The 12219-nt window shown below is 44.7% G+C and carries 13 protein-coding genes; 8 read left to right on the top strand and 5 right to left on the bottom strand.

The window, feature by feature from the left end; translation table 11 throughout:
• The first annotated feature begins 280 nt into the window (after positions 1–280).
• From lepB to FFM77_RS07580, 3 genes are all read left to right on the top strand, one after another.
• The gene (lepB, locus tag FFM77_RS07590) at positions 281–868 is read left to right on the top strand and encodes a signal peptidase I (protein WP_137635170.1); all 588 of its coding nucleotides are present in this window, start codon (positions 281–283) and stop codon (positions 866–868) included.
• A 193-nt stretch (positions 869–1061) separates the two neighbouring features.
• Positions 1062–2378 carry a C1 family peptidase gene (locus tag FFM77_RS07585; protein WP_137635169.1) on the top strand — a complete coding sequence of 439 codons (1317 nt, stop codon included), beginning with the start codon at positions 1062–1064 and terminating at the stop codon, positions 2376–2378.
• A gap of 21 nt (positions 2379–2399) precedes the next feature.
• A complete protein-coding gene (locus FFM77_RS07580; protein ID WP_137635168.1) occupies positions 2400–2792 on the top strand; it encodes a helix-turn-helix domain-containing protein in 393 nt (130 codons plus the stop codon).
• A 53-nt stretch (positions 2793–2845) separates the two neighbouring features.
• On the opposite strand, the gene FFM77_RS07575 is transcribed toward FFM77_RS07580, so the two are convergent.
• Positions 2846–3715, bottom strand: a complete 870-nt coding sequence (locus tag FFM77_RS07575; protein ID WP_137635167.1) for a DegV family protein — start codon at positions 3713–3715, stop codon at positions 2846–2848.
• Positions 3716–4015: 300 nt separating this feature from the next.
• Between FFM77_RS07575 and FFM77_RS07570 the strand changes: the two genes are divergently transcribed.
• Complete coding sequence (locus FFM77_RS07570) at positions 4016–4483, top strand: GNAT family N-acetyltransferase (protein ID WP_223876804.1); 468 nt, start codon at positions 4016–4018, stop codon at positions 4481–4483.
• Positions 4484–4540: 57 nt separating this feature from the next.
• On the opposite strand, the gene FFM77_RS07565 is transcribed toward FFM77_RS07570, so the two are convergent.
• Entirely contained in the window at positions 4541–5092 is a 552-nt protein-coding gene (locus tag FFM77_RS07565) for a hypothetical protein (protein ID WP_137635165.1), read from the bottom strand.
• 777 nt (positions 5093–5869) lie between these two features.
• On the opposite strand from FFM77_RS07565, the gene FFM77_RS07560 reads away from it, so the two are divergent.
• Complete coding sequence (locus FFM77_RS07560; RefSeq protein WP_137635164.1) at positions 5870–6670, top strand: 2-keto-4-pentenoate hydratase; 801 nt, start codon at positions 5870–5872, stop codon at positions 6668–6670.
• Between the two features lie 107 nt (positions 6671–6777).
• On the opposite strand, the gene FFM77_RS07555 is transcribed toward FFM77_RS07560, so the two are convergent.
• On the bottom strand, positions 6778–7314 hold the full coding sequence (locus tag FFM77_RS07555) for a phenolic acid decarboxylase (RefSeq protein WP_137635163.1): 537 nt from the start codon (positions 7312–7314) through the stop codon (positions 6778–6780).
• 118 nt (positions 7315–7432) lie between these two features.
• Here FFM77_RS07555 and FFM77_RS07550 point away from each other — a divergent pair, with 118 nt between their 5' ends.
• The 3 genes from FFM77_RS07550 (at position 7433) to FFM77_RS07540 (ending at position 9964) form a co-directional block, all read left to right on the top strand.
• Positions 7433–7984, top strand: a complete 552-nt coding sequence (locus tag FFM77_RS07550; RefSeq protein ID WP_137635162.1) for a PadR family transcriptional regulator — start codon at positions 7433–7435, stop codon at positions 7982–7984.
• Positions 7985–8073: 89 nt separating this feature from the next.
• Positions 8074–8535 (top strand): universal stress protein, encoded by a 462-nt coding sequence (locus FFM77_RS07545; protein WP_137635161.1) that lies wholly within the window; start codon positions 8074–8076, stop codon positions 8533–8535.
• A gap of 58 nt (positions 8536–8593) precedes the next feature.
• Entirely contained in the window at positions 8594–9964 is a 1371-nt protein-coding gene (locus FFM77_RS07540) for an Nramp family divalent metal transporter (RefSeq protein WP_137635160.1), read from the top strand.
• 265 nt (positions 9965–10229) lie between these two features.
• On the opposite strand, the gene FFM77_RS07535 is transcribed toward FFM77_RS07540, so the two are convergent.
• Complete coding sequence (locus FFM77_RS07535; protein ID WP_137635159.1) at positions 10230–11072, bottom strand: alpha/beta fold hydrolase; 843 nt, start codon at positions 11070–11072, stop codon at positions 10230–10232.
• A gap of 13 nt (positions 11073–11085) precedes the next feature.
• Positions 11086–12087, bottom strand: coding sequence for an NADP-dependent oxidoreductase (locus tag FFM77_RS07530; protein WP_137635158.1), 1002 nt, complete (start codon positions 12085–12087; stop codon positions 11086–11088).
• Positions 12088–12219 lie beyond the last annotated feature (132 nt).

Here is a 12219-nt window from a genome sequence, read left to right as displayed (position 1 = left end):
ACTGAACGACTTATCACCAGTAGTGTTCGAACAACAAACTGTTAAATTATAAGTTCCAACTTTTGGGGTACGCCTCAGCTTTGGCTTCAAAATGGCCCATGGCGTTCCAGCATTTTAGGAACCAACCGGCAGGCGGCAATTTCAACTAGTACCAAGCGTAGTGTCTATTTAGTCGTAAATCACTAAATTTCACTAAAGGGCCCAGCATTAACAGACAACGACTATTAATTGGATTATAATAATTGAGAATCTGTATGCAGGTAAAGGGAGAATTTGGTTGATGAAGATGTTTAAGGAGATTATGAGCTGGGTGATACCAATCATCGTGGGGCTACTGATTGCGTTACTTATTCGGCGGTTTGTATTTACAATGGTCCGGGTCGATGGCCCGTCAATGGAAGCTAATCTGGAAAACAATGAGCGGGTCGCCGTTGTGAAGACCGTGGCGATCAAGCATTTGAGCGTGATTGTCTTCAATGCGTATCGGGTTGATCCGGATGCGACTTCGAAAAACGTGAAGTATGTGAAGCGCGTGATTGGCATGCCTGGGGATACAGTCAGTTCGCGGGATGGTCAGCTCTATGTCAATGGTAAGCAGGTCAATCAAAGGTTTATTAGCCAATTTGAGCGTACGCAAGGGACCGGTGACTGGAACCTACAAGGCTTGTCCAATAAGAATGAATGGTCGATTCAGACGACGAAGGTTCCTAAGCATAGTTATTTTGTCTTAGGGGATCATCGTTCGGTCTCGAATGACAGTCGGTATTGGGGCTTTGTGCCAGCTAAAAAGGTTTTAGGTGTCGTGAAGGTCCCATTCTGGGATACAAGCGCGACTAAGCGGCATAATGTAAATGCAATTGGATATTAAAAACGTAATCGTTGCGCAACTAACCGTTTTGGTTAGTTTGCGGAACGATTTTTGTTTAGATAAATAAACAAATCTGTGGTCACTAATTGAAATCGCTTTAAAACAAGGCTAAACTGAAGGCAAGTTAATTAACAAACATGCGCTGCTGGGAAGTATCGGTAGTGCCGAAAAACTTAAAATGGGGGTCATTAGAATGGCAATAGCATTAACACAATCAGCTTTGGCTGCCATGCGTGCAAAACAAGCTACTGATCCGGTGGGGCCAGTATTGACGCGGACAATTACCAAGAATGGTTTAAAAGCCGCCAGTTATGATCAGACGGCGGCGAGCCGATTAGACCGGACATTTTCAGTGGAAGTGCCGACTGGTAAGGTCAGCAATCAGAAGCATAGCGGTCGTTGCTGGGAGTTCTCATTATTGAACACGTTACGGCATAAATTTGCCGCTAAAAATCATGTTAAGGATTTTGAATTATCAGAAAGCTATTTATTTTTCTGGGATAAAATTGAACGAGCAAACAGTTTTTACCGCAATGTGGAACAAACGGCGCGGCAACCGATCAATGATCGACTCGTTCAGTTCTTGTTCGACAATCCGGGTGAAGATGGTGGTCAATGGGCGATGGCAGCAGGACTTGTACAAAAATACGGCGTTGTTCCCGCTAGTGCCATGCCTGAGACGTATAACAGTAACAACACCAGTGATTTTCAAGCCGTTTTGTCGCGGAAATTACGCAAAGATGGCTTAAAGTTACGGCAATTAGTCATGGATGGTGCGAGTGAAGCTGAGTTACAGTCTTTAGAAAAGTCGATGTTACAAGAAGTTTATCGGCTAGCGGTTTATGCTTTCGGCGAACCACCGACCAAGTTTGATTTGGAATACCGAGATGACGATAAAACCTATCACCGAGTCGCAGATCTCACACCACAAGCGTTCTTTAAGGATTATTTTGCAACAGATCTGGATGATTATGTGGTCGTCACGAACTCGCCGGATAAGCCACTGAATCAGTTGTATAGTTTACTAGACGAAGACAATATTATCGGTGGTAAAAAAATTACCTTCTTGAACGTTGATATGGGTGTACTGACCGATGTGGCGGTCCAACAATTACAAGCCGGCGAAACTATTTGGTTCGGGAATGATGTTTTGCGGCAACTAGATCGTAAAGCAGGTTATTTAGATGCGCATTTATATGAAACGGCTAAGTTGATTGGTGTTAACGATCATTTAACGAAGGCGCAACGGCTACAGACGGGTGAAGGCGAAGTCAGCCATGCCATGACTTTGACGGGCGTTGACTTGGTGGATGATACGCCAACTAAATGGAAAGTTGAAAATAGTTGGGGAACCGCTAATGGCGATCAAGGTTACTTTGTGATGAGTCAGGATTGGTTTAATGACTATGTCTATGAAGTGGTCGTACACAAGCGGTTCTTAGCCCCTGAATTTCAAGCATTATTGACGGAACCAGCTAAACGGTTGCCAGCTTGGGATCCGTTGCACTAAGCTATTAGGAGGAATACGTCCATGAGTGTTTTTGCAGATCGGTTAAAAACGGCAATGCAACAAGCCAATGTGACTTCCGCCCAATTATCAAAGCAAACGGGTATTGGTCGCTCCTCAATCAGTCAATGGTTGAGCAGCAAATATGTGGCGAAGCATGATAAGGTTACGACCTTGGCGCAAGCATTGGCGGTTAATCCAGATTGGTTGTTAGGCACTGAACCCGTTGTTGAATCAACAACGGACAGTCCGGTCACGCCGGTTATTGATGATGAGTTAACAACGTTGTGGCAACAATTAGACGCGGTGGGTCAACAGAAATTACTGAAAAAGGCCCGTAAGTTAGTGGCAAAGCAGGCCCAGCCAACAGTTAAACCTAAGAAAAAAGGCAAAAAGAAAAAAGCAAAGAAAAAGTAAGCTTTAAAAAAGAACAAGTTGACTGTTTAGTCAGCTTGCTCTTTTGCTTTGCATTATTTAGTAGGCCATTGTTCCCAATCACGAGCCCAGATTAAGCCCATCACGCCTTCGCCAACATGCACACCGACCACTGGGCCAATTTCGCCTTCAACGATCTTAATACCTGGAAAGCTAGCTTCTAGGTCAGCGGTCCATTCAGCTTGCATCTTGGGATTATTCCCATTTTCGATAGTGACCCGTAGCGGATAATCGGCGGCATCAATGGCCGCCGCTAGCTTGGCCTTGATAGCTTGATACGCTCGCCGCATCGTTCTCTCTTTTTGAATCGCCACGATTTTCCCATCTTCAAAGGTCAGGACGGGTTTGATACGTAAGAGGTTCCCGACTAAACCGGAAGCGTTTGATAAACGGCCGGTACGCACGAGGTGACTGAGATTGTCAACGACAAAGTAAACCTCAGTCGTGTCGCGCAATACTTCTAATTGTGTGATGACTTGCTCAGGTGTTTGCCCCGCAGCGATTAACTTAGCGGCTAATAAGGCCATATACGCTTCACCGCCCGCAGTAATCAAGGAATCAAACGGGTAGACTTTGATATTCGTAATATTGGGTAAGTAGCTCTCCAGATTCGTGATGAAGCTGGTGATTCCAGAAGATAGGTGGATACTGATAACGGCATCGTAACCTTCAGCGGCTAATTGGTCGTACATTTGTTGCATTTGTCCCAACGTGATTTGTGTCGTTGTTGGCAATTCGGGCGCAGTGCGCATCCGTTCGTAGAATTCTTTGGACGTCATTTCAACATTTTCTAAATATGTTTGTTGGCCAAAGATGACCGTGATCGGTACAACGTGAATGTCGTACTTTTTGATAGCTTCTGCTGATAGATAACTTGCACTATCGGTTACAATTGCTGTTCGCATGGTTCCCCTACTTTCATCATGACAGATTATTACCGTATTATACCGCTACTGCGGGTTTGAAGCTAGTTAAGGGGCGTGTCAGAGGTGCTAAATAAATGACAGCTATGAGGCCTTGATTAAAGTCCAAAAATAATCAGTATAGCCTGCTGAGGCGATTATAGAATGAGGTATCACAAAAGTCTGTTTTAAGGAAAATTAATTAGTATACTTGAAGGATAGGCTAATCGTTAAAAGATTGTTTTTTATCCAGCAAACTCGCATAATAAGAAGCAATGACGGACGCAATGGGGGTGCTGAATAATGGCAATGATTCAAATTAAACCGGCAACGGCAGCAGATTATGCAGCCTTAGCACAGATCTATCTAATTGATCGGCAACAGGATTTTCCTTGGGTGACGCAGCCAAAGTTAGCTGATTTTGAGCAAGATAGTCGCGGGGAATTGATTCTGGTGGCCTGGATTGATGGTCAGCAGGCCGGTTTTAGTTCATTTTATCGGTTAGCTAACTTTATTCATCTACTATTTGTCGCCCCTGACTTTCGACAACAAGGGGTCGGCGCGGCCTTGCTAACGGAATTACGGCAGTATGCCACGGCCCCGTTAACGTTGAAATGTGTGATGGAAAATGAGTCGGCGTTGCGGTTTTATCGTCGGGTTGGCTTTCAGATTGTTAAGGCGGACCGCGATGCGTTACCGCCAAATTATACGTTGCGGGATACGCATACTGAGCAGTATATTCGTATAAAACAAGATAGTTCAGAAAACTGAATTTAACTATCAAAAAAAGTGAACTGGGGTTTCCAGCTCACTTTTTTATGATTGAGATTATTTAACGCGGACAAAAACAGCTTGGGTGACGTCTTTATCAACGTCGCGGGCCACATGGTAGCCTGTTAATTGTAGCTTGCCATTAGTGCCGTTAACGGTCTTTTTCAAGGTTAACGTCTGAGCAAAATCAATACCAGAGAGCTTCCCTTTGAGTTTGACGACCGTTTGTTGTTTTTTATTCTGGCTGACCGTGTAATTGACGGTACCAGAGACGTTCAAATTATTAGCCTTTTTAGCAGCGGCTTTACTACTATAAAACTTTGGAATGTTATAAATGACGACTTTACCGTTCTTTTTGAAGTCATAAGCTTCCATGCCGTTCCCACTGTTCGGCTTCTTGATACTACCAGCAATATACCATAAACGGTTGGTTACCCGGACCGTCTTCTTAACGTAAGCGGGCTTTAAAGCTGCTTGCGTTGTTGGTTGACTACTACTGGACTTAGTCGTCTTGCTGCCATGCTGATTAGTTGCTAACCAGCCCCCGATCACGATTACGGCCACAACAACAATGGTCCCAATAATCGCCCATAAACGATTCTTTTTCATTTCTATTCACCTCATATTTTCCAGCCTATTATATCATAGTCGTCTGAGAAGGCTGGGGCGTCGGGAAAAGCTTAACTGGGATTTTAAAACAATCTCATCTTTTTTTAATAATTTAGCTTGACAAGTCGAAAAACCGGCGCTAAACTCTAATCATTAATTAAATTTAGATTAAAGACTTCGAGAAGGAACGGTATTAAGATCACCTAGTTAGCGAGCTGCAGATTGGTGCAAGGCAGTCATGGCGACTTAATATAAGATCACCTTTGAGTTGAACCCCGAAAGCAATGGAGGCGGTTCTGGATGGTGCCCATTAGTGTACCGGCGTATCGCCGTTTGGCTGTACGCGCTAAGGTGTTGGCTGTGAGGTCAACGCGAACAAAGGTGGTAACCCGTTTTATCAACGTCCTTTAACGAACTCAATGGAGCTCGTGAAGGACGTTTTTTTGTTGTCAATTAAAGGTGGTGAGGACAGTGGAATCGGACATTCGGGTGGCTAGTTACCCAAGGGGCGTAAGTCGGATAGCTAGCCGATTGGTCAACCAAACTTTGCGGATTCAAGTCCTCCAAAGATGGTTAATAGTAGGTCAATACTAAGTTAATCGGGACACATAACGCGTCGCATTTAGACGCTCACATCGTAACAACACATAGTACTTTAAGGCCGCGGCATGCGGACACATAATGAAAAACATAGAAAAGAACATAGAAAAAAACATATTTTAGCATACACATAGCATAGTAACTAAGTACCAACACATAGAAATGGAGATCACGCTTATGACAACAACGACTACTGAAACAGAAACACAATTTGCCCAACAATTATTTGATGCTTACCAGACACAACATGCGTTAACCATGGCCGACTTTACTGACACCGTTGCAGATGAGGATGCAGCTTATCGCGTCCAAGCGCAACTGACCACTCTCAAGAATCAACCGGTTGGCGGTTATAAAGTGTCGTTAACTAGCGAAGAGACCCAAAAAATGTTTGATGCGCATGCACCGTTGTACGGAGCACAATTCAGCAATCATTTCTTAGCGGCGCCCACGACGGTGCGGTTAGGCCAGTTAATGACGCCACTAGTAGAAGTTGAATTGGTCTTTAAAGCCAAGGAAAAGCTTTCACCGGATGATTCTTTAGATGAGTTACGGCATAAGACGACGGTTGCACCGGGACTGGAACTACCAGATTCACGTTTTGCTGACTGGTTCCCAGATTTACCGAAGAACTTAGTGGTGGCCGATGCCGCGGTTGGCGGGTTAGTGGTCTATGGTGAAGAACGCGATACTGATCAGCAGTTTGCTTCCGTTGATGCGGTGGCGACTGTCAAATGCAGTCTTACGCATGATAATGAACATTTAAAAGATGGGGTGGCCAGTGAAGTTTTAGGCAATCCGTTAAAATCATTGCACTGGTTAGTGGGCAAACTGGCGGCGCAAGGCAAATCGTTAACAGCTGGTCAACGGGTTTCTTCCGGGACCTTTGTCTTACCACCATTCTTAACGGCTGGTCATTGGCAAGCTGATTTTGATCAAAACCTTGGCAGTGTCCAACTCGATGTGACTAACGATTAAGCTTCTATAGTAGATAAACGATTTCTAACACGATTAAAAAATAAAAAGCGATCGTTATTGATGAATTTTCATCAGTGACGGTCGCTTTGATGTTTCACGTGAAACAATTATTTTTTGATTCGGTGGTAATCGGCATCGAAGTAGTTGCCGTTACGAATATCATCTGGTAAACCGGCGTAAGGCGCTTCACTAATGACCTCATCGTTGTCTTGGCCAGCGTTACCCATGTAAGTGATCGTCGCAAATTCAGGGACGACCAGTTTAGGATAAGTGGCATACTTTTCACGGGCCGCTTCCATGACATCAATATGTTCATTTTGGAAGGTAACGGTGATTTCAGGATGTTCTTGAACCCATTTTGGGAAGAAGATGGTCCCATTGACTTTGCCTTCATTAGGTAAGAAGTCTAAAGCAACGTCGGTTCCGGTTGGTTCTGTCCAGGCGACTTTATAAATACCAGCGGTTAACATCACGATGTTAGCTTCTTGATCTTTGACCCAACGACCGGCCACCATGCCGCCGTGAATCCGGTAATCAACGGTATGGTCATTCTTGGCATACCATTCGTATTCCCAGCCATTATCGTAAGTATAAATAAAGTGGGTGCCTAAAAAGTCGTCTAAAGTTTTAAATGTTTTGCTCATTTTTGTCAAAGCCTTCTTTGTTTAAATTAGGTTAATTAAAACGTGTAATTAATGACATGTTTTAAACAACAAGGTTAGTGTATACTGAAGTTAACATTTCGTCAAGGGGGTTGCTCGTATGGCACAGAAAAACAAACTGCAATTTATTATTTTAGGTTTGCTCAATCAACAACCATTAACCGGGTATGATCTGACTAAAGCGTTCGATAATGAGATCGGTGAATTTTGGCAAGCTCAGCATAGCCAAATTTACCCACAACTAAAGCGGTTGGAAGACCAAGGTTATATCACGCATGAAGTGACAATTAGCGGGGCTAAGCTGGAAAAAAAGCTGTATCATATTACGGCTACCGGGGCACAGCTCTTGCATACTTGGATTAGCGATGGCACCCCGGATTTGACGGCGACCAAGGACGAGTTTATTTTGAAGCTGTATTTTATTCGGACTAGTCGTGACCCCCGCTTGGTACCGATGCTATATGAACAGCGACGGCTGCACACAGATAAGTTGGCACACTTGCAAGCACGGTTAAAAATGGTCTTTCCAACCAAGGCTAGCCAGACTGAAAATTACGGTCATTATTTGATCTTACAGCATGCGATTGGTCGGGAAGCTTACTATGTGAACTGGCTGCAACAGACGTTACTTGCCATTCCAAAAGCACGTTAGGTCGACCTAAACAAACCGGCGAGCCGTAGTTGAAACTGTTATAATAACAGTGGCAGATACCAAGTCAACTCAATGCGGAGGTACGAAATATGGAGAGCAGTAAAATGAATGATCCATTGATTTATCGACGGGTCTTATTAACCGTGGATGAAGATGATAATACGTCATCAGAACGGGCATTTCGTTATGCAACGACCTTAGCGCACGATTATGATGTGACACTGGGAATCGTCTCAGTAATGGAAAGCGAAGATATCAATATTTTTGATTCGCTGACCCCTTCAAAGATCGACGCCAAACGAAAGCACGTGGAAAATGTCGTGCAAAGTTATGTCCAATTGGCTGAAAAGGCCGGCATCAAAAAGGTTGAACCGCTCGTTTATGAAGGCGGAGATGTAGACGACGTGATTTTGGAGCAAGTGATTCCTGATTTTAATCCCGATTTGTTAGTTACTGGGGCCGATACGGAATTTGCACACTCGAAGATTGCGGGCGCGATTGGGCCACGGTTAGCACGAAAAGCACCTATCTCAGTTATTGTGGTGCGGTAACTAAAAAAACTAAATATCAACCCCTCAGGAGTTGGATGTGGAAAGAGGGCGGACCGTTTTGAAACCGAAAACGGACGAAAAAAAGCAGACCAGTAAGTTCATTAAAGAAACTGGGACCCAACGAAAGAGCCTAGATGAAATCAATGGCACGATTGAAGTGCCGGAAAATAAAGGTTATTTCCGGACATTGCTAGCCTATACTGGACCAGGGGCCCTGATTGCGGTCGGGTACATGGATCCCGGGAACTGGATCACCTCGATTGGTGGGGGTGCGCAGTTCAAGTACACCTTGCTGAGTGTCGTTTTACTATCTAGTTTGATTGCGATGCTCTTGCAAGCGATGTCGGCCCGGCTCGGTATTGTGACCGGCCGTGATCTCGCGCAGTTGACGCGGGAGCGGACGTCCAAGTGGGCGGGTATTGGCCTGTGGATCATTACAGAATTAGCAATTATGGCGACTGATATTGCTGAAATTATTGGGTCTGGGATTGCGTTGGAATTATTGTTCGGGTTCCCACTGATTGTCGGGATTACGATTACGGCTTTTGATGTGTTGATCCTCCTCTTCTTAATGAAGTTGGGGTTCCACAAAATCGAAGCGATTGTGGCCACTTTAGTTGCGGTCATTTTGTTAGTCTTTGCCTATGAAGTCTTCTTATCGAAGCCCGATGCTTTAGGCGTTTTAAGTGGTTATGTACCGCGAGCTAAGATCTTAACGAATCAACCGATGTTGTACTTGGCGTTGGGGATCGTTGGGGCCACGGTGATGCCACATGATCTGTACTTGGGGTCATCAATTTCACAGACCCGGAAGTATGACATTCACGATGAAGCCTCTGTCAAAAAGACGATTCGCTTCACCATCGCGGATTCAAATATTCAACTAACATTGGCATTTGTGGTCAACAGCTTGCTCTTAATCTTAGGTGCGGCGCTGTTTTATGGCACGCACAGTAGTTTGGGCCGTTTCGCAGATTTATTCAATGCATTGAGCAACCCACAGATTGTGGGGGCGATTGCCAGTCCGATGCTGAGTATGTTGTTTGCGATTGCGCTGTTAGCTTCTGGTCAAAGTTCTACGATTACCGGGACGTTAGCCGGGCAGATCATCATGGAAGGCTTTATTCATTTGCGAATGCCATTATGGGCGCAACGGTTATTGACGCGGCTGATGTCGATTACGCCGGTCTTAATCTTTGCAGTTTACTACCATGGCAATGAAGCTAAGATTGAAAGTCTCCTGACGTTGTCACAAGTCTTCTTGTCGATTGCGTTGCCATTTGCGATGATTCCGCTGATTATCTTTACGAGTGATAAAAAGCTGATGGGATCATTTGCGAACCGGAAATGGGTCAAGTATACGGCTTGGGTCGTCGCGGTAGTGTTAATTATTTTGAATTTGCAATTAATTTGGACGACGTTAACTTAAGGTTATTGAAGAGTATCGGGATTAACCGATGCTCTTTTTTGACCCACTAGGTTTGGTGCTAGTTGGTTTAAATTGTCACTCTGGCCCGCCCGCCGTTAGTTAATCGGAACTAATAATTATCTATTGTCGACCACAAATTTAGGAACCAATTAGCAGGCGACAATTTCAACTAGTGCCAAGTGTAGACACACTAAAAAGCAGTTCACGGGAAGTTTTCCGATGAACTGCTTTTTAAAGTTGGATGATTGTTAATCAGGTCGTCGAACTAAGCCAAAAAGGCATTGGCGCGTTCAACGAAATCAGGGCCATTTTGGAAGATACTACCGTGGCCAGCGTCGGGATAAATCACGAGATCGCTATTAGCTAGTTGTTGGTGCAAGTCGTAAGTATTCGGCTTGGTTGGGACCATCCGATCATGGTCACCGTTGATGACTAAAACCGGCTGCCGAATGACAGAAAGGTCAGCCGGTTGGGCCCGGCCCCAGCGATTGATCGCTCTTAATTGACGCCGATAAGCGCCCCAAGAAATCGTGCGGTCACGCTGTTGTTGACGTCGTTTGAGACGCGTTATAAATTGTTTGGCACTGGCTTTGCCATTAACGGTTCGGGTAAAGAATAAGGTTGTTTTGATATCGGTAAAGGTGACGAGGGCGCGAACCAAATCCAAGTCGGAAATCTTGGTCACATTTTCGATCCCTTCGCCACCACGAGGGCCAGTTCCCGCTAAAATAACGCGCTGAACCGCTTTAGGTTGTTGAAGTAACATTTCTTGCGCGACCATGCCGCCCATTGAAAAGCCGAGGAGGTTAACCTTAGTCAGCTTAAGGGCTTCGATAAATTGCCACGCATCCTTGGCCATGCCTTGAATGCTGCTTGGAACTTTTCCAGTTGAACTGCCAACGCCTTGATAATCAAAGGTGATGACGCGCTGATGTTGGGCCAGACCGTCAATAACTTCTGGATCCCAATTATCCAAGTTAGCCGAGAGATGCGTCAAGGTAACTAGTGGGATGCCAACTGGGTCGCCTAAATCACGATATGCATAGGTGACGCCATTGTTGCCTGTTATTTTTTGGGTGGGTGCTTTCGTATAATCAAAGTTTCTCATAGTAGTTACCTTCCTAAAATTTGATGAGGACTTTCCCTTTAGGGTGTCCGTTTCCAACTAGCGCTAAAGCTTCATTTACTTGGTCAAGGGTAAACTCAGTCGGATCAATCGCTGGGATAATGTTTGCTTGTTCCACAATCTTGGTGATTTTGGCTAGCTGTTCACCATCACTGCGGACAAAAATAAAGTGATATTGGACGCCGGCTTTTTTGGCTTGACGATCAAGTGAGGCCCCCGCCATTGAAAAGAGTAGTGTCTTGAAAGCTGATAACTGGTGTTGTTGGGCAAAACGGCGATTAGGACCGATGCGTAATGAGAGTAAACGGCCACCGGGTTTCAAAACGGATAATTCATGAGCTAATTCGCGTTTGCCAATGGTATCAATCACAAAATCAACTGGCGCAAGGTGTTCCCAATAATTTTCTTTTTTATAGTTGAAATATTGTGAGACGCCCATAGCTGCAGCACTTTGTTCCCCGCGTGCATTTCCGCTGACCATCACGTTTAGCCCTAGGGACTTGGCAATCGGAATGGCAAGTTGCCCAAAGGAACCGGAACCGCCAGGAATCATGACAGATTGACCAGGGTGTGCCGCTAATTCTTCAGTGAATCCTTGATAGGCTGTCAGACCGGTCAAGGCAACGGCCGCACTATGGGCAAAGTCAAGATTCCTAGGTTTTAAGGCGACGGCGTTCTCGTCAATGGCAACATATTCGGCGAAAGCACCAATCTTTGTCAGTGGTAATCGTGAATAGATCTCATCTCCGACTTGGAAGTGCTGCACTTGTGACCCAACTGCGGTGACGATCCCAGCTAATTCGTTACCCATGGTTACAGGCATCGGATAATTTTGGATCAACTTCACACTGCCACTGCCAATCAAGTGTTCCAATGGATTGACCGCGGCCACTTTAACTTGAACGAGGACTTCATGGTCATATGGCACTGGTTTAGGAATGTCGCGGACGACGAGTTTGAAATTTTTGTCATATTTCATTAATTGCGCTGCTTGCATGTTTAATAAGCCCCTTTTTATCTGACTCAGGTAATATTTTGTCGTTTTTGTAACTGAAACTAGCATAACAAGAAAAGTTACAAAAATCAAATAAAGTAACTTTATTAATTGAATTATGTTAAACTAAGCTCA

The sequence above is a fragment of the Lactiplantibacillus songbeiensis genome (genome assembly GCF_005405125.1).
GTDB lineage: Bacteria > Bacillota > Bacilli > Lactobacillales > Lactobacillaceae > Lactiplantibacillus > Lactiplantibacillus songbeiensis.
This window is presented reverse-complemented; position numbering and strand designations above follow the sequence as displayed.